Source organism: Hymenobacter sp. HDW8 (assembly GCF_011305775.1).
Classification (GTDB): Bacteria; Bacteroidota; Bacteroidia; order Cytophagales; family Hymenobacteraceae; genus Hymenobacter; species Hymenobacter radiodurans.
On the sequence record NZ_CP049907.1, the window covers coordinates 3,415,215 to 3,433,548 of the forward strand.

The window sequence follows — 18,334 nt, forward strand, 5'->3', positions numbered from 1 at the left end:
TTACTCGTTTTCTACGTCAACGTTTTTTGTTGTGGCCCTGAACCCGCCACGACCGCCAGTAATGGTGGCTTTAGCCCGGGTGTTCACCTCTTCCCATTCCGAACAGAGCAGTTAAGCCCCGGAGCGCCTATGGTACTACCTTCACCGGTGGGAGAGTCGGTCGCCGCCAACCTTACTTTCAGTCCAGCCCCCCAGCGTCCCCGATCAGCGGATGCGGGGGGCTGTTCGCGTTTAGGAGCAGCCCTGCCTTGCTGGATATGACCGTATAAGCGTCATACTAATGAATGGGATAGGGTGCTGTTCAATGCTTCTCACAAACCATTTTTATATGTGTTCTCATCCTCTACATCTATTACTTTACACCTAATAGTTGTCGGACAATAAAAGCCCCCTGAAGAATACCTTCAGGGGGCTTTTATTGTTTATTAATATGCGCGGTAAACCGTGGTTATGCAGATATATGAATCGAAATATAAAATTATATAATAGGTCCAGCCACAACTTCTATCATATGCTCGGGTGTTAGATATTCCTGGGCCAACTGCTGTAAATCATCTGCGCTAACAGAATTAACTTGTGCTAAGAACTCCGAATAATGATTACTTGGAAGACCTAACAGAACAACAGTTTTGTACTTATCACATTGCTCGAAGACGGTACTTAGTTCATTGGCGAATTTCCCAGCCATATACGTTTTTACGGTTTGTAATTCCTCGATTGGAACAAGTTCTTCTTGCAGTCGACGTAATTCGATATGGACCTCTCTGATTGCTGCATCAGCACTGGCTGCATTCACGTCTGTGCCAATTACGAACATACTCGCATGTTCGCGGGGAGCTATACTAGAATAGATACCGTAAGTAAAGCCTTTATCTTCCCTAATATTCTTCATTAGTCGAGACCCAAAATAGCCCCCCAACACTTTAACTAATACTTGCAAGTGATGTGCATCTGGGTGGATAGGACTTGGCCATAGGCGTCCTATCCGTAGTGATGCTTGTAGACTTTGCGCAACGGTGACATAATCATGTTGAGCAACTGTTAACATCTCAGGTTCAGCTTGTGTTGTTAATGCTTGATGATTAGCAGAACCTTGGCCAAGAGTTTGGGAAACAAGTTGCTCATGCTGATCAGAAATGTCGCCACAGAGAAATATTTCTGCGGAGCTAACTTGATAAGCAGTATGATAAAATGCTTTGACTAGCTCAGGAGTAAGCCTCTCAAATGAATTCTCATTGAAGGTTACCCCGTAAGGATAATCATTGCCAAACAAATTATGGGAGAAACGCTCAGCAGCCAAATAGCCAGTTTTTTGCCGTTCTATTTTTACATTTTGAATGGTGCGTGACTTCAGTAAGTCAAATTCTGCAGTTGGAAAAGTTGCCTCTGTAGCAACATCCAATACGAGTGGTAGGAGTGCTTCAAGATGGCGAGTGAGGCAATATAGAGTTAGCGTAGCTCGATCAAAGCCCTGCTCACATTCAAGCGAAGCACCATAGAAAGCTATAGTATCGGCAATTTGACGAGCTGTGCGGCTTTTGGTTCCTTCCAGAAGCATACGAGCGGCAAGAAGCGATATACCAGGTAGTGGTTCATACCATTTCCCGGCCGGAAACACTATCTGTAGCCGAATGACGGGTTGGGCATCGTTGCGCAATACGTGCAAACGAGCGCCATTAGGGAGTGAAAACACGTCAGCCGCGGGCAGTGTCACACTGGCCAGCGGCTGAACGGGAGGAGCGACTTTACGGTCGAGCATAGAGCGAGTTAGTTGGTAGGGGAGGTGTCGTTGCCAAAAGCCTCCTCCAACTTATTGAAGTTGAAGTGTAACGATACCCGAATGGTTTGTGCTAAAGGATTCGCTCGGGAGTTAGGAACCAAGTAAGCGCCATCAATTCCGAATACTTGAAAGCGCCCTCCCAAACCTAAGCTGAGGTAGCGACGGTCGCCTTTGTCCGGATTTTCGTAGAAGTACCCTACGCGAGCCATCAGCAAATCCTTGTACGTGTACTCCAGACCAGCGGAAAGGTTAATTTCTTGTAGCTCTTCAGAAAAGCCCCCCGGAGCGTCACTAAAGGAATTGATGATGCCACTGACTACGCCGGCTCTTCTTCTCTCCTCATTCTCAGCATCACGGCGCAGAAGGTAAGCTTGCTGACTGGCATTGTCCGTGGCTACGTTGTCTTCGTAATAAGGGCTAGGTACTAGTAGCTTGGTGCCATCGAGGGTTAGGGTAAGCTTATTATACGGATCAAGCTCGCGAGTGATGGCTGTACCTAATCTGATGTTCATCGGCAGGAAGTCGGCCTGATTGGCATCGGTGTAAGTCATTTTATTACCGATATTGGCAATAGCAGCCCCTAAAGCCAGATTATAGGCGCCACCACCGATGCTCAAGTCGCGAGTATAATAGGTGCCTAAGTCAACGGCTAGAGCGTTGCCCGGCTTGGAGTCACCACCGCTGGTAGGACCGACAAGGTTGGAGCGAATGTAACGCGCCGTAACGCCCACGCCTAGGTACTCGCTGAGCTTCTGCCCGTAGGATAAAGCAAAAGCGTACTCCTTCGGGTTAAACTCTCCTTCTGGCTGATTGGCAGCCGAGCGCAGCGCAATGCTGCCTAAGTCGAAATAAAGAAGTGAAGCGGAGATGGCACCACGCTGGTTAAGTTTGGCGTAGCCCGATAGGTAAGCCAAACCCATATCGTCGGTGATGGAACGCAGCCACGGCGTGTAGGAAGGCGATACGCTATACTGATTCGGTACAAAGCCTAGCTTGCCCGCGTTGTAGTAGGCAGAGTTAGCATCGGGTGAAGTGGCCACGCCGGCTTCGCCAAGAGCAGCACCCCGAGAATCAGGGCTGAGGGTGAGAACTGGAACTGCGGTGGTAATGACTTTCGAGTTGGTAATCTGGGCCGTAGCCGCAATCGACAAACCCAGCAAACCGGGGAGAAGCGCATAGCGCAGTGGCAGCTTCGACAAGAGCATATAATCGGGAAAAGATGAGCTGAAAGATAAAGGTGAGGCCAGTAAGTTAATTCAGAAGAACTAGTTTTTCGTATTTAGAAGCCGTAGAGCCATCACGCGGAGAACGCACGCTGACTCGATAAACGTACACACCGCGGGCTAATTGATCATTAAACTCGTCCCTTCCGTCCCAGGTGATGTCACTAAGGTGTGAACTGCTGCTAATAGCGGTAGTGCGCAAAGTGCGAACCAATTTGCCCGACACCGTAAAGATCTGTACCTGAATATCCAAATCGTCGCCGGTGCGGTTGTGGTCAAAGTGAAACGTAGTAGCACGGGAAAACGGATTGGGGTAGTTCAATACATGATCGAGCGCCAACTTCTCGGTGCGGGCCGCAATAAATTCAATTTCTTTTTCAGCGGAGTTATTGAACGTATCCCAGGCTTTCACGCGAAGCAAATGAGGACCAGGTGCTAAGTCTTCAAATACATAATGCACCCGCCCGACCTGAAAGCTATCAACCTCGGCTGTATAGTAATCGTTTAGAACGACGAGTTGGCTTACATCGTTATCCAGGGTGGCTGTTATTTCGTGGCCAATACCTGAACCTGCCGTATTAATTCCATTGTCATCACGCAAACGACTGATGAGCGTGGTGGAAGTGCCAGTGAGGCCGCCGAATACAAACGATTCCGTATCCATGAATAGCCGGATATCTGGGGGAATTGTATCGGTGGCGGCATTATCTAAAACGCCCCCCACCACTACGTTTGTAGCACCGCTGGCATCGGTTCGTCGAATGGTATCGGCGGCATAGAGGCTTATCTTCCCTTGGCCGAAGCTGTAGTTAATATCTTTAGGCACGATAAAAGTGAGCTTGAACTCACCATTGCGCACGCTGGCTTGACCATCATAAATAATATCGCGCTGCACTGCTATCGTGGGGCGGCCATCATTTATTTCATTGCCTAGCAGCGTAACGGTAGCGGGCTTCTCAAATACAGTCACCTGTACTTTGCCACTAAAACCAGCGTCGATGTTACCTGCGGCTGTTGTTACAGTCCCGGCTAAGTCTACGCGGGAGAGGGCGCGGAGTGTGTCGGTAGCGGATTCAATTGGTTGGCCATTCAACTGCCGAATAGCGGCTGACTGCTCAGGATAAGCTAAGCGCGCAGAAGGATCGCCGAGAAGAGAGAAGTTGCGGTTATTATCGCCGGCTTGACTGCCGTTTTTGGTAAGCGCCACGACGTCGCCCAAGCGAGGCATACGACCATTTACTGGCGCAAAAACCACGGCAAAGAAGCGCTCATTCAGAAAACGGTTAAACGTAGAGATAACCACACGGGTGGTCGTCAGCAAGCCGATAGCTCCCCCTGTCACGTTCGTAAGGGCGACTTCGCCCGCCGAATCAAATTCAGGATCATCGTAAGTACTGAAATCGCAGGTAGCCGTGAGCATGAATGTGGGCCGTGTCACATTCTCTAAATTCAGAACGTCGGACTTTGTGAAAATCTGCTCGTCGGTCCAGCCACGCACTCCACCATGACCCGCATAATTGACGATAAGCGACCCTTGCTCAATCGCTTCATCAATGGCCCGGGTGGCACTAGGTGAATTTTGCCCCCCAGCACCCGCCACCTGCGGGTACATATCGAGGTAAACTTTGTGCACGTTGTAGGCCGGGCGGCGTGTCACTAGGTCGTTGGCCAACGGCTCGGTAGATGACAACACATGCTCATTGGCGTCGCCATCGTCGGCGACGAAAGTGACGCGGTTGCGCCATTTGCCATACGCCGCCGGCGAGTCGTAGGTAATAAGCTTATCCACAACCAACTTAGCCTGAGCGGTTGAGCGGGGCTGATCAGCGGGGGTGCGCACGGGCAAACGACCGATGCCAATATCGAGGCCTTCGCTAGTCGGGCGGCCACCCTCATCCCATCGGCCTTCGTCGTCATCTAAAAGACCGAAATAATCGTCGGAAGAGTAGGAAAGAGCCGGGGCGCCGGGTCGAGGAAAAACGCGGTTGAAGGACTCGCGCGACTCATACACCGGCACGAAGTTCTGATTGATTCTATCGATGTCTGTTGCGCCACTTTCGGATAGCCGCCGCTGCTTCCACCACGCTGGCACTTTCGTCAGATCATTCGTAGGGTCTGATTTATAGTTGTATGAAGCATCGCCGAAGAGCAAAAGCATCGTGCGCTTGCCAACCGGCGTCCGGTCATAAATCATTTTCATGAAGTCGCGGATAGCCGTTACGTCCTGACCGCCCGAACTGAACTCATTATATATCTGCTCCGTCGTGACCACCGCTACGTTGAGCTTGTCGGCGGGGCGGGCGGGGTTACGCCGATATTCAGCTAAGCGCTCAGCCTCAGCCCGAAACAGTGGGTGCGTCACGATCACGAAGTCCAGCCGCCCATCAAGGTTCAGTGCGTGCAGATTTTGAGGTGCTACCCGACCAAAACTGCGCGGTGCTTCAAAGCTGGAACCCGAAAAGGCAATGAACTCGCGCAGAGAATCGGTAGGAGCCACAAAAGCGCCGCTAGCATCGAGCGGGCGAGCTACCGGCCGGCGCGGGTTAGTAACATCCCATACTGTGACGCCAGCGGCATTCGCTACGGTAAATCGACTGACGGCACCCCGAGCGATATTTTCGAACGAGCGGAATTCAAGCTGAGGTGCTACAAAGCGTAACTGCCGCTGGGCATTCAACTCCAGGTAATCAAGGTAGCCGGCAGCGGAAGGATTGGTGGCATTATACGTCAGCGAGACACGCAAATCAGCAGTGGCCGGGGCGGGCAGGGATGCGGTGATTAGGCTGATATTGGCTATCTCGGGGAAGAAGTTGGAACTGTAGCCAGCTACCGATTGAGAAGCCACATTTTGCCCCCCAACGCTGATTTGAAAACTAGAAGCACTGTTTGAGGCTGCCGCGACCGATGACGTAAGCTGCACTGGGGAGCCGGGAACGAGGTCGGGAATGGTAAACGGAATTTCCTGACGCCCACCTGACTCAAACTTTTCGCCCAGCCATTGCCGGCCCGATTTGAGCAAATTGATCAGATCAATCTCATGAAATTTCCGCTCCGCAAAGGTTGCGATGGTGGCGGTGGGAGAGGCCGTGATTGCCGGAGCCGTGGCTACTCGTTTGCCCGCTGCCGTGCCAACCGTTAAAAAGTAGTAGGCGGTATCCGTATACAGATGGTAGGAGTGCCGAAAACGATTGATAGTTGGCGCTTCTCGCTCCCACGTATGCGGGCCACGCGCGTAGAACAGCACGTATTCGTTGTCGTTGAAGGTGGCGTCGTTGTTATCATTGGCCACGAAAACAGCATTTTCAATCAGGTCATCAGGCCGGTAAGTACTGTTGGGCTGCGGTAGCATGCCAGTAGCGTTGCCGTAAAGCTGAAGGCGGCGCGGATCAAGCGTTTGCGGATTGAGACCCATAGCCGATAGAGTGGCCTTATCCAGCTTATAGATGCCGCTAGTAGGAACTCCAATCTTAAACCAGTCGCCCTGCTGAAGCACCGATGCGCTCGGATGGGGACGTCCGCCGCGGGCCGCCGCCGCCGGTGCAACTACGTAGGTGTACTCGAAGGAAACCAAGCGTTCTGCCTGTCCGCTCTGCGCATTGCGGCGTACGGGCTGGAACGTAAGAAAACTTACGGGTGCGCGCAGCTCCGTAGTGGTGCGCAGGCTTAAAGCGGGCTCGGGGGGCAAATTTGCCGCTGCGAGAAGCGTAGCATCGGCGGCAGGAAACGGCTCATATACGGCATTGCGAAGCTGGCCGCTAACCACCCGACCATTGAGGCGCAATGTGTAGGTGCCAACGCGGTCGGTGGGGATGTAGGTGGCACCCCGAAACGAAGGGGTGCGGCTAGCTTGCCCGGCCCGCGTGTACACGGTTTCGTAGCCTTGCCACTCCACAGTGGCTTGCACTGTTTGCTCGGTAGCTTGGGCCCGCGCAGTATTCGCAAAGCCCGCCAACCCCCAAATGAGCAGCAGAAGCCGAAAAAAGCGCATAAACGTGTTAAGCGATAGAGAGCAGATAAGCGGGAAACAATAAGCGTAGTTGCGGCGGCCAACTACATAACTATCAGTTGTTACAAATATTGTAACATGAAGTTGAACGCCGGAAAATCACCCAAAAGACGGGCGAAACAAGGAAAGCAGCACGTACAGCAAAATGATAAGCGGAATGGCGGCAGCTTGCAAAACCAATAGCAGAATCAGCGCTAGTATCAGAAACAGAAAACGCAGCGAATTGTCCTGCCAACTCAGATTCTTGAATTTTAAAGCAAACAACGGCAACTCCGCAACCAGCAAGCCTGACAGTAGTAGCGTCAGACCGAGTAGCACCCACGGGTTCAGAATAATCGACGAGAGATGGTAGGTATCATAGGTCAGAATGAGGGGCAGAGAAGCCACAACCAACGTGCAGGCAGGTGTTGGCAAGCCAATGAAAGAGGTAGTCTGGCGGGTATCGTTGTTGAACTTCGCTAAGCGCAGGGCCGAGAATACGGTCAGAATAAATCCAGCGTAAGGCAGCCAGTCGGGCAGTGAATTTGCCCCCTGGCCCAGCAAATGGTACAGCATCGCGCCCGGCACCACGCCGAACGAAACCATATCGGCTAAGGAGTCGAGGTCTTTGCCAATGGGTGAGCTGGCGTGTAAGGCGCGGGCCACGAGGCCATCAGCAAAATCAAACAAGGCGGCCAAGCCCACCAGATAAGCAGCCAGCTCCAAACGACCAGCAAAAACGCTGCAAAGCGCCATACAGCCCGCAAATAAATTGAGACAGGTAATGGCGTTGGGCAAATGATTCTTCATGAAGACTAAAAAACGACGTTAGCGCAGAAACGGATTGGAACGCCGTTCGGCCCCAATAGTAGTAGCTGGGCCGTGCCCAGGATACACGGTTACCGAATCGGGGAGGGTAAGGAGTTGGGTACGAATGCTTTCAATGAGCGTATCATAATTGCCCCCGGCAGATCGGTGCGGCCAATGCTGCCCTGAAACAGTACGTCGCCACCAATAACAGTTTCGGTAGGTGCGTGGTAGAATACAACGTGGCCGGGCGCGTGGCCAGGGGCAAAGCGTACTTCCAAGGTGGTTTCGCCAAAAGTAACGGGCTTGCCGGGTGTCAAAAACCCAGTGGGCTCGGCGGGGTTGTAGAGGGGAAAGCCGTAGCTGGGCGCATAAGTAGGAACGGCCCGCAATACGCTCAGATCGGCTTCATGAATCAGGAAAGGAACCTGGTAAGTGTCGAGTATAAACTGATTGCCAAAGACATGATCAATGTGGCAATGGGTATTCAGTAGCAACACAATCTGCAGGCCTTCGGCTTCAATAAAGGCTTTCAGAGCTTGTTGCTCCGCTTTCTCGTAGCAGCCAGGGTCAATAACGACGCATTGCTTGGTGGCATCATGCAGCAGATAAGTGTTTTCGGAAAAAGCGTTGAAAGTAAAACCAGATACGGTCATAGAGCTACTTATAGGGAACCGGCGCGCGCCAAATGTAATTGGGAGGGTAAGTTACGATGAGTAGCGTGAAGTTGCGTGAGCCCGGTGCCAGGTGCTTCCTTTATGCCGCGGCCATTTTCGCCTTACCTTGCCCCCCATGACCTCTTACGACTACCTTATTCTTGGTCACGGCTTGGCCGGTGCTACCCTGGCCTATGAACTGCGACAGCGCGGCCGCACCGTTTTGGTGCTCGATGAACCGCGCCCCGATTCGGCTTCTAACGTCGCCGCCGGCCTGATGAATCCCGTGACCGGCCAGCGTTTCGTTCTGACCTGGCTAGCCGATGAGCTACTGTCCGCAGCAGCCGTATTTTATCGGAAGCTGGAAGCAGAATATGGGCAGCAGTTTTTCTTCGAAACGCCAATCCTCAAGCTGTTCTCTTCCGTGAAGGAGCAGAATGATATAGTAGCCCGTAGTGCTGATGAGCCTTGGGGGGCTTTTGTGGAGGAAATAAGCTCAGCCTTGCCACCTATTGCTGGCGTAAAAACGGGTCTGGGGGGCATTTTTATTCGCCGCTGCGGCTATGTAGCCGTGCGCGAAATGTTGGCCGCGCTAGCCGCTGACGGCCTCCAGAACGGCTGGCTGCGACACGAAACTTTTGCCTGGAATAACCTTGTTATCGACCATACTGGAGTGACTTATAAATGCGCGATACAGGCGCGCCAGTTTGTTTGTTGTGAAGGTGCCGCTGCCATGCGAAACCCGTACTTTAATTGGCTGCCGATTACGGCGAACCAAGGCGAGGTGCTGGACGTGCAGTGTGATGGTTTATCGACGGAGCAGGTGCTGAACAAAGGCGGCTACGTGGTGCCGCTCGGCGCCGGGCAGTTTCGCGTAGGGGCTACGTATCGCTGGCCGCCGCTGCCCTTGGGCACTACCCCGGAGGCGCTTACGGAACTTGGTCAGCGCTTTAGTGAAATGTCCGATCAGCCATTTACGGTAGTCGATCAGCGAGCAGGTTTTCGGCCCGCCGTGCGCGACCGAAAACCTGTGCTGGGCACACATCCAGCTTGGCCGGTTTTGAGTATATTTAATGGCTTCGGCTCTAAGGGCGTAATGCTGGCTCCGCGGCTGGCAACCCATTTTGCCAACGTGCTGGAAGGCACCGAAGCGCTATGGCCCGAGGTCAATATTTCGCGGTATCATTCGTTGTATATTTCCGTACCTAGTGAGGTCGGCGTTTCTTCCTGATTTTCTGCCCTTTTGCTATCCATATGGAGCACCTATCCTTTTCTATAACGCGTCGGCTTTGGGTGACTGGGGCACTACTGGGCGTACTGCTGGTGGCTGGTGAGGCCCAAGCGCAAACGGCCCAAGAACAGTTTGGGCGCGTGCGCATCCAGTACAAAGATTTTGACTGGCAACTGTTCAGCACCCAGAACTTCAATATCTATTACTATGCTGGCGGCGAAACCACCGCTCGCAGAGCCGCCGAGTACGCCGAAAAAGAGCTACAGCGTGTGTCTTCCCTCATCGGCTACTATCCCTACTCCAAGACCACGCTCATGCTCTATAACTCCGTGGGCGACCAGCGGCAGAGCAACATTGGCTTGGACAGCGACAAGTATCAAACCGGTGGCGAAACCTCGCTGCTACGCATGAATAAGGTGCAAATCGCTTTTCAGGGTCAGCAAACGTTATTCAAGCGCGATGTAAGCTCCCAGATTACGCGGGTGCTGCTGAATGATATGATGTATGGCGGTTCGCTGAAGGAAGTTATTCAGAGCACCTACTTGCTACAACTGCCCGAGTGGTTTATCGCCGGAGCATCCTCTTACGCCGCTGAGGGCTGGAGCGTGGAGATGGACGACTACATGCGTGATATGACCCAGCAGTACGAGGGCACCAAAACCGCCCCGTTCTTTCTGCGCAATCCGCAGCTGGCAGGCCAGAGCGTCTGGAATTACATTGCGGAGCGCTACGGCTACACCACCATTCAGAATATTCTGAACCTCACGCGCATAACCCGCGATGTGGAAGTGGGTATCAGCAGTTCGCTGAATGTACCATATAAGGTATTCCTGCGCGATTGGCTGGCTTACTACCGTCAGCTGAATGCTCAGCCAGTAGTGCCCCTGGTGTTGCCAGATGAGAAAAATCAGATTGTAAGCAACAACCGCAAAGCGGTATTGTATTCGCAGCCAGTGCTGAGTCCCAACGGTCAGCGGCTGGCGTATGTGGTCAACGACCGTGGCCGCTACCGCGTTATGACCGTCAATCGCAACGGCTCTGGACGAAACACCATTCACCGCAGCGGCTACAAAACGCCCGACCAGCTGGTAGAAAACCGGCTGCCGGTGTTGGCATGGCGTGGCAATGGTCAAGTGGCTGTAGCCGAGATGGATAAAGGCTACATGACGCTGCGCCTGCGCCCGGCCGATGCTGGGGTGGTGAATAGCGTGTTAACCAACCTGCGTGAAGCCCTGCCTTTCAACAAAGGTGGCTCGTCTATTTTCAAACCCTTCTCTCAAGTACTTGACTTGGCGTATTCACCCGATGGGAAGGCGTTGGTATTCAGCGGTACACGTGGGGGGCAAAATGACCTGTATCTGCTGCGGGCCGGCAGCCGCACGCCCGAGCGCATCACCAACGATCTGTTCGATGATGTGCAGCCCACCTTCCTGCCCAATGGTGCGGGCATTGTGTTCAGCTCCAATCGGTGGTCGGATGGCACGGCGGAAGGCAACTTTGCCAGCGTGGTCAACAACTACGATTTGTTCCTGTATCACCTCGATGGGCGGGAGCAGCCGGTGGAATCGCTGGTAAGCACTATTTCCAACGAAGGCCGCCCCCGCGCCGTGTCTGACACCGAGATTCTGTACCTGGGCGAAGAAAGTGGCATTCGTAGCTTATACCGCTACTCCCTCACTACGCGTCAGCGGACGGCCGCCAGTAATTTCTCCACCAACCTTAAGGATTTCGACTTTAATGCCGCTACCGGCACGCTGGGCTTTATCGCCTCCGACCGGGCCCGTGACATGGTGTATGTGTACCCCAGCTACGCCTTGCCGGAGAATATGACGTTGGCCAAAACAGCTCGTCAGGAAATTCTGGAAGAGCGGTCGGCACCACCGCCGCCAGCGCCTGCTCCTGCCCCTGCCCCAGTTCAGGAGCCCGTGCCTGCGCCGACAGCTGACTCAACTTCCACTTTGGCAGGGCAGCCTGGGGGGCAAATTGTTACTGATTCGACGGCCACGCCGCAGCCGCAGGTAACGCAGCAGCAAGCAGAGGAGCCCATCAATACCAGCAACTACGAGTTTGATGAGGATGCGCCCACGCGAACCAATGCCCGTCGGCGCTCGGCAACGGCCGCTAACTTACCCACTGCTCCGCCCGCCGATGCCTTCGCGCTGACTGGCCCTTATCGCTATCGTCCGCAGTTCAGCATCGACAATGTGGTATCGTCGCTGTACGTTGATCCGTTGCTGGGCTTTGGCTTGATTGGGCAGGCCAACATGACGGACTTGTTTGAAAATCAGCGTATTCAGGCCGGTATTTTTGGCCTCACTGACTTAAAAACCAGTAATATATACGCGGAGTACACCGACCTGCGCCGCCGCTACGACTGGAGCATCCGCTACCAGAAACAGGCCTATTTCTTCGACCTTACGGGGCTGGGCCGCACCCGCTATGGCCGCCACGAGGTGGCACCTACCATTGCTTACCCACTCACGCACAACCTAAGCTTACGTGGTGGGCCGCGCTTCGTGAACGTGAACCGAACGCTAATCAACGTGTTCGACGACTCGCTGGATATAAACCGCAACTATCTGGGCCTGACCGGAGAACTGGTGTATGATAACGCCATTGCTACCGGCGTGAACATGCTCCAGGGCACGCGCATGAAAGTGGGTGTAATGAAGCTAAATAGCCTCGAAAACAAGTCACAGAACTTCGGCAAGATCTACGTGGATCTGCGTCATTATCAAAAAATACACCGTCAGATTATTTGGGCCAATCGTGCCAGCTACGGCCAGTTCTTCGGCGATACACGACAGCAGTTTCGCCTCGGCGGGATGGACAACTGGCTGAACAACGACTATCAGGACGACCAGCGCATTCTGCCCTCCACCTTCGACCCCACGCAGATGTTCTACCAGCAGTTTGTGACCAACCTGCGCGGGTTTGACTATAGCAAGCGCATCGGTCCAAAGTATGTGTTGTTCAATTCCGAGCTGCGGGTGCCTATTATCCAGTATATCACGCGTAAACCCGTAGAATCCGGATTCTTCCGCAACCTGCAGCTGACTGCTTTTGCTGATGCTGGCTCGGCTTATTCCGGCCCAAACCCATTCAACGAAAATAACTCCTTCAACACCCAGATAGTAGGTGGCAATGGCAATGCCTTCACGGCTACCGTAGTCAACTTCCGCAACCCTTTGCTCGTCGGCTACGGCTTCGGTATTCGGACCACTTTGCTGGGTTTCTACGGAAAAGGAGATATCGCCTGGGGGCAGGAAGACTATAATCAGCTGGGTCCCAAACTCTACTTTACGCTCGGCTACGACTTCTAAACAGGAAGCTCTAAACGCTCTTTTAAACCCAAAAATTACCGCAAAAAGCCCCCCAGAAAATATCTGGGGGGCTTTTTTGTGATCTTCAGTGTTCAGTTGCTACAAGAGTTTACACCTTAAACATCAGGCCCAAAGCAGTAAAAACCAGCGGGCAGTGACTATCTTTGTGGTCCCATTCACTAGTCCCGTGGCCGTGCTACTCCTTCGTGAGATTTGGTATTTAATGCAGAAGGATTTTCGTCTGGAATGGCGGCAGCGGGCGGCGCTGAATGGGATGCTGCTGTACGTAGGCAGCACCGTATTTGTCTGTTACCTCAGTTTTGCGCTGCGTGGGGGGCAATTACCCGCTCCGGCCTGGAACGCGCTGTTTTGGATCATCCTGCTTTTTACGGCCGTAAATGCGGCCGCCAAAGGTTTTTTGCAGGAAAGCCGGGGACGTCTGCTTTACTACTATACGCTGGTGCGGCCGCAGGCTGTAATTCTGGCCAAAATTGCCTATAACGCAGTGCTGCTGCTGGGCTTGGCGCTGGTTGGTTTTGCCCTGTATGCCATAGTGCTGGGCAATCCGGTGCAGGATGTGCCGCTCTTTGTCGGCAACGTTGGGTTGGGCGCCGTGGGCTTTGCCACCACACTTACGCTGGTGTCAGGTATTGCCTCCAAAGCTACCAACAGTAGCACCCTCATGGCCGTGCTCGGCTTTCCCATCATGATTCCGATGCTGCTGCTGCTCATCAAGGTTTCCAAGAATGCGCTCGATGGGCTGGAGTTTGAGGCGAGCAGCGGTTCTCTGCTGACGTTGTTGGCTCTGAACCTGATTGTGACGGCCGTGTCGTACCTGTTGTTTCCTTTTTTGTGGCGCGGCTGATTGTAAAACCTCTGGAAATGAGTGATAAGAATCAAGAAAAAGCCCCCCACAAGTCGTCACAAATCACCGTGTCAACTTGTTGTTTTGCAGAAGGATTAATTGACAAGTCGTCGGGCTTGTTTTTCCATTCACCGTTTTGCTTCTCATGTCTATAAAAAGAAACTGGTGGAAAGTGCTTGCTATCGTGCTGGTATTGTACACGGTAGTAGCGGGGTTGTTGGTGCCCGTGCCACGGCTGGATATCGTGAATGAAAGCATTCGCAACCTCTACTTCCACGTGCCCATGTGGTTCGGCATGACCATCATTCTGACCACTTCGGTTGTGTATTCTATCCGATACCTGCGCACACCTACTGCCCGCCTCGACACCCTAGCGCACGAGTCAGCCAAGACCGGTATTGTGATGGGAATGCTAGGGCTGGCGACGGGCAGTATGTGGGCGCGCTACACTTGGGGCGCCTGGTGGACCTCCGACCCACGCCTCAATGGAGCCGCCATTGCGATGCTTATTTACGGGGCTTATATTGTACTACGCTCATCTTTCACCGATGAGCAGCAGCGCGCGCGCATCAGTGCCGTGTACAATATCTTTGCGTTTGCGGCGGCCATTCCGCTGCTTTTTGTGTTGCCGCGCCTCACCGATTCGCTGCATCCTGGCGCGGGCGGCAACCCCGGTTTTAGCAACTACGACTTGGATAGCAACATGCGCATGGTATTCTATCCCGCCGTCATCGGCTGGACGCTCATTGGCTTCTGGATTACGCAAGTGAGCAGCCGCCTCGAATTTCTCAAACAGAAGATCTATGAAAAACAGCTGGCGTAACGCCTTTTTGCTCCTGCTGACGCTGCTTGCCACCATTGGGCAAGCAGTAGCGCAAACTGCCAACACCCCTGAAATGGCAGATGCTCTGCGCCAAAGCGGCAAAATCTACGTGGTCGTAGCCGTGATTTTGATTGTAGTCATCGGGCTAATTGGCTACCTAATTTCTCTCGACCGCAAAGTGAGCCGGTTGGAAAAAGAGATTCGCTAAACGAGTTACCATCTAAAATTGCCCCCCAAGGATTTTTCACCCGGCTTTAGTTGTTCAGATTAACCGACCCACACTCTTCGCAACATGAAAAAAACCCACATCCTCGCCATCGCTGTAATTGCCATTGCTATTGGTATCATTATGAGCGCAGCCGGCGATGCCAGCGTGTATGTATCCTTCAAGGAAGCCCGTGAGCGAGCTGCCGAGGGCAACCTGACGAAAGTACACGTGGTAGGTCGCCTGCCCCGCGACAATCAGAAAAATATTACGGGCCTGGAATATAATCCCACCCTCGATCCTAACTACTTCGCTTTCACGCTGGTAGATACTAACCGGATAGCGCAGCGGGTTATTTACTTCAATCCCAAGCCTCAAGATTTTGATAAGTCGGAGCAGGTAGTAATTACCGGTGCTATGCGCAATGACATCTTCGTGGCCGACAAGATTTTGCTGAAGTGCCCCTCCAAATACGTGGAGACAGAAGTGAAAGGCGCAACAGCCTCAGTTAATTAAGTAGCTCTTCAGCGAATTGAAATGGAGAGTGGCTGTCCATTTCAGCATGCAGCATGCCGCCGAGAATTGCTCTGAAGGATACGTAGCTGCCGCTCATTTTTATCCTTTTAGCTCGGCTCTGGTTTATGAGCGGTGAGACTTCTGGAAGAGAATAAAAACTCATCTACTCACGCCGCAAAGCACATTAAAAAACGGGTACTGACTGGGTAATTCGTGTCAGCCGCCCCTCCACTTTACCCGATAAACATGATTAATACCTTCATCGGCGACCTCGGACACATAAGTGTCATTATAGCGTTTGTGGCCGCCATCGTAGCGGCGTATGCTTATTATATGGCAACCAGTCGCCGCCCCTTAGGCGATGACGATGTTGCTTGGCGGCGCTTGGGTCGGGGGGCTTTTTTGGTGCACGGCGTGGCGGTGCTATCCATTATCGGCTGCTTGTTCAGCCTGATTTATGGCCACCGGTACGAGTATTATTACGTGTGGAGTCACTCCAGCAACCATTTGCCGGTGCACTACATGATTTCCTGTTTCTGGGAAGGGCAGGAGGGCAGCTTCCTGCTCTGGATATTCTGGCATGTAGTGCTGGGCTTAGCTATCATTCGCTTTAATAAGAAGTGGGAAGCGCCTGTGATGACGGTGTTTGCCGGCGTGCAGCTTTTCCTGACTTCCATGATTCTGGGCGTTGTAATCGGGGAGTTGAAAATTGGCTCGTCGCCGTTTATTCTGCTGCGCGACTTCCTCACAGACCTGCCCGTCTGGAAAACCGACCCCAACTTCGTTCCCAAAGACGGTACCGGCCTGAATCCCCTGCTCCAGAACTACTGGATGGTGATTCACCCCCCAACGCTCTTCTTGGGCTTTGCGCTTACCCTCGTGCCGTTTGCATTTGCCATTGCTGGCCTGTGGAAAGGGGAGTTGAGCAAGTGGGTAAAGCCCGCTCTGCCCTGGACGTTGCTTGGCGCTTTAGTGTTGGGCGTGGGGGTAATGATGGGTGCTTACTGGGCCTACGAAACCCTGAACTTTGGCGGCTACTGGAACTGGGATCCGGTTGAAAATGCGGTGTATATTCCTTGGTTGGTGCTGGTGGCTTCCATCCACGGCATGATCCTGTGGAAGCGTAGCCGCTTAGGCTTGCGCACCTCTTTTGTGCTGGTTATTGCGACCTTCCTGCTCATTCTGTACGCCACCTTCCTGACCCGTAGTGGTGTGTTGGGCAATGCTTCGGTGCACTCCTTCACCGACCTGGGCCTGTCAGGTCAGCTGCTGATTTATATGGGCTTCTTCTTTGTGGTGGCCATCAGCATGCTGGTGTGGCGCTGGAAGAGTATCCCGATTTCTGAGAAAGAGCTGACTACGTATAATGCCGAATTATGGGTGTTCGTAGGGGCCACGGTGTTGTGTCTTGGTGCCTTCCAGGTGTTGGTAACGACGAGCATTCCCGTTTACAACTCTTTCCTGGGCTTCCTAGGCATCAAGTCTAACCTCGCTCTACCCGCCGACCAGATTGCCCATTACACCAAAATACAGCTGTATATCGGCGTAGGAGTAGCCCTGCTTTCGGGTTTGGCGCAGGTGATGTGGTGGCAGAAGAACGACAAGCAAAGTCTGATGAACTCGCTGGCCGTGCCCGGTATTCTGACCTTGCTGGGGGCAGCGCTGGTAATTCTGCTGGTGCGCTACAACAAGCTGCAAATGGAGCCCACTTACATTCTGCTCCTCACGGCGGCGCTATTTGGAGTGTTGACCAACCTAGGAATGGTGCTTAGCCTGATGATGAGGCGCGTGAGCATATCGGGTGGGGGTGTAGCCCACATTGGCGTAGCACTGATGCTATTGGGTATTTTGGCATCGGCTGGCTATTCTAATATTATCTCCGCAAACGTATCGGGCCTGGTGTATTCGCGCGAATTTCCGGAGGAGATAAACCGCGACAACGTACTGCTTTGGCGTAATGATGTTGCGCCGATGGGTAAGTATGATGTAACCTATACCGGTCAGTACTTCGAGGTGCCCGGTATGCCCGAGTATGTCAACAAAGAGCTTATCTATCGCACCGATGATGAGTATAAGGTAATTGCCCGCGGCGATATAAAGCTTAAGGACAAGACCTACTATAAGGTTGGCGATACGCTCGAAATTCGGCCCGAGAATACGTACTACCGCGTGGAGTACAAAGACCGCGAAACGCAGGAAGCTTTTACCCTTTTCCCGCGGGCGCAGGTAAACGAAGAGATGGGTTTGCTGGCTTCACCAGCACTCAAGCAGTTCGTTGACCACGATATTTACTCTCACATTAGCACTGTGCCCGACCCAAGTAAGGAGAAAGACTGGACGGAGGTAAAAGAGCACGAGATTACCGTGGGCGACACGATTTTCCTCAACGATTACTTTGCGGTGCTTCGCGCCATTGAACCAGCTCATCAAACTACTGGTCTGGGTCTGAAGCCCGGCGACTTAGCTATTCAGGGCGACTTTATCGTGCATGGGGAGAAGAAAAAGTACCACGTTCACCCCATGTTTGTTGTGCGCGACCGGCTTATTGGCCGCGTACCCGATGAGGTAGAAGATCTGGGCCTGCGTCTATCTTTTATCAACGTAGATCCTGAAAAGGGCAAATTTACCTTCGGCGTTAGCACCACGGCTAAGGATTATATTATCCTCAAAGCGGTAGAGAAGCCTTTTATCAACCTGCTCTGGAGCGGCACGCTGCTCATGACGGTTGGTTTTGGAATGGCCTTCGCAAAGCGCCGCCGCGAGCTGCGCGAAAATGCCGTTCAACCTGCTCCCGCAGATACGAACACCATCATAAAAACACCCGCGCCGCGCCGGGCAGAATCAGTGGCCTAATTCAACTTATCCATAAAAAAAGCCCCCAGTAAATATCTGGGGGCTTTTTTGTGGATAAGCAGTGCTA

12 protein-coding genes and 1 rRNA gene are annotated in these 18,334 nt (G+C 52.9%); 8 read left to right on the forward strand and 5 right to left on the reverse strand.

Annotation, left to right across the window (positions count from 1 at the left end):
• Positions 1–60: 60 nt before the first annotated feature.
• A 5S ribosomal RNA gene (rrf, locus tag G7064_RS14535) occupies positions 61–172 on the forward strand.
• 306 nt (positions 173–478) lie between these two features.
• On the opposite strand, the gene G7064_RS14540 is transcribed toward rrf, so the two are convergent.
• The 5 genes from G7064_RS14540 to G7064_RS14560 all read right to left on the reverse strand — a co-directional run bounded on the left by G7064_RS14540 (position 479) and on the right by G7064_RS14560 (position 8,451).
• Complete coding sequence (locus tag G7064_RS14540; RefSeq protein ID WP_166074153.1) at positions 479–1,759, reverse strand: M16 family metallopeptidase; 1,281 nt, start codon at positions 1,757–1,759, stop codon at positions 479–481.
• A gap of 8 nt (positions 1,760–1,767) precedes the next feature.
• Positions 1,768–2,985: a type IX secretion system outer membrane channel protein PorV gene (porV, locus tag G7064_RS14545; protein ID WP_166074154.1), complete on the reverse strand. Its 1,218-nt coding sequence runs from the start codon at positions 2,983–2,985 to the stop codon at positions 1,768–1,770.
• Between the two features lie 46 nt (positions 2,986–3,031).
• Positions 3,032–6,991: a type IX secretion system sortase PorU gene (gene porU, locus G7064_RS14550; RefSeq protein WP_166074155.1), complete on the reverse strand. Its 3,960-nt coding sequence runs from the start codon at positions 6,989–6,991 to the stop codon at positions 3,032–3,034.
• Between the two features lie 117 nt (positions 6,992–7,108).
• Positions 7,109–7,798: a CDP-alcohol phosphatidyltransferase family protein gene (locus G7064_RS14555; RefSeq protein WP_166074156.1), complete on the reverse strand. Its 690-nt coding sequence runs from the start codon at positions 7,796–7,798 to the stop codon at positions 7,109–7,111.
• Positions 7,799–7,887: 89 nt separating this feature from the next.
• The gene (locus G7064_RS14560) at positions 7,888–8,451 is read right to left on the reverse strand and encodes an MBL fold metallo-hydrolase (RefSeq protein ID WP_317172773.1); all 564 of its coding nucleotides are present in this window, start codon (positions 8,449–8,451) and stop codon (positions 7,888–7,890) included.
• A gap of 136 nt (positions 8,452–8,587) precedes the next feature.
• Between G7064_RS14560 and G7064_RS14565 the strand changes: the two genes are divergently transcribed.
• From G7064_RS14565 to ccsA, 7 genes are all read left to right on the forward strand, one after another.
• Positions 8,588–9,682 (forward strand): NAD(P)/FAD-dependent oxidoreductase, encoded by a 1,095-nt coding sequence (locus G7064_RS14565; protein WP_166074157.1) that lies wholly within the window; start codon positions 8,588–8,590, stop codon positions 9,680–9,682.
• A gap of 23 nt (positions 9,683–9,705) precedes the next feature.
• On the forward strand, positions 9,706–13,005 hold the full coding sequence (locus G7064_RS14570) for a PD40 domain-containing protein (RefSeq protein ID WP_166074158.1): 3,300 nt from the start codon (positions 9,706–9,708) through the stop codon (positions 13,003–13,005).
• A 223-nt stretch (positions 13,006–13,228) separates the two neighbouring features.
• Complete coding sequence (locus tag G7064_RS14575; RefSeq protein WP_166075148.1) at positions 13,229–13,870, forward strand: heme exporter protein CcmB; 642 nt, start codon at positions 13,229–13,231, stop codon at positions 13,868–13,870.
• Positions 13,871–14,021: 151 nt separating this feature from the next.
• Positions 14,022–14,693: a cytochrome c biogenesis protein gene (locus G7064_RS14580; protein WP_166075149.1), complete on the forward strand. Its 672-nt coding sequence runs from the start codon at positions 14,022–14,024 to the stop codon at positions 14,691–14,693.
• A complete protein-coding gene (locus G7064_RS14585; protein WP_205711120.1) occupies positions 14,674–14,901 on the forward strand; it encodes a CcmD family protein in 228 nt (75 codons plus the stop codon). The genes G7064_RS14580 and G7064_RS14585 overlap by 20 nt, the downstream gene beginning before the upstream one ends.
• A gap of 84 nt (positions 14,902–14,985) precedes the next feature.
• Entirely contained in the window at positions 14,986–15,414 is a 429-nt protein-coding gene (locus G7064_RS14590; protein ID WP_133274110.1) for a cytochrome c maturation protein CcmE, read from the forward strand.
• 246 nt (positions 15,415–15,660) lie between these two features.
• Positions 15,661–18,267 (forward strand): cytochrome c biogenesis protein CcsA, encoded by a 2,607-nt coding sequence (gene ccsA / locus G7064_RS14595; RefSeq protein ID WP_166074159.1) that lies wholly within the window; start codon positions 15,661–15,663, stop codon positions 18,265–18,267.
• Positions 18,268–18,334: the final 67 nt, after the last annotated feature.

Coding starts and splice junctions, on each gene's coding strand:
- porV (WP_166074154.1), bottom strand. CDS start 2,985: ATGCTCTTGTCGAAGCTGCCACTGCGCTATGCGCTTCTCCCCGGTTTG.
- G7064_RS14540 (WP_166074153.1), bottom strand. CDS start 1,759: ATGCTCGACCGTAAAGTCGCTCCTCCCGTTCAGCCGCTGGCCAGTGTG.
- G7064_RS14585 (WP_205711120.1), top strand. CDS start 14,674: ATGAAAAACAGCTGGCGTAACGCCTTTTTGCTCCTGCTGACGCTGCTT.
- G7064_RS14565 (WP_166074157.1), top strand. CDS start 8,588: ATGACCTCTTACGACTACCTTATTCTTGGTCACGGCTTGGCCGGTGCT.
- G7064_RS14570 (WP_166074158.1), top strand. CDS start 9,706: ATGGAGCACCTATCCTTTTCTATAACGCGTCGGCTTTGGGTGACTGGG.
- G7064_RS14575 (WP_166075148.1), top strand. CDS start 13,229: ATGCAGAAGGATTTTCGTCTGGAATGGCGGCAGCGGGCGGCGCTGAAT.
- G7064_RS14590 (WP_133274110.1), top strand. CDS start 14,986: ATGAAAAAAACCCACATCCTCGCCATCGCTGTAATTGCCATTGCTATT.
- G7064_RS14560 (WP_317172773.1), bottom strand. CDS start 8,451: ATGACCGTATCTGGTTTTACTTTCAACGCTTTTTCCGAAAACACTTAT.
- porU (WP_166074155.1), bottom strand. CDS start 6,991: ATGCGCTTTTTTCGGCTTCTGCTGCTCATTTGGGGGTTGGCGGGCTTT.
- ccsA (WP_166074159.1), top strand. CDS start 15,661: ATGATTAATACCTTCATCGGCGACCTCGGACACATAAGTGTCATTATA.
- G7064_RS14555 (WP_166074156.1), bottom strand. CDS start 7,798: ATGAAGAATCATTTGCCCAACGCCATTACCTGTCTCAATTTATTTGCG.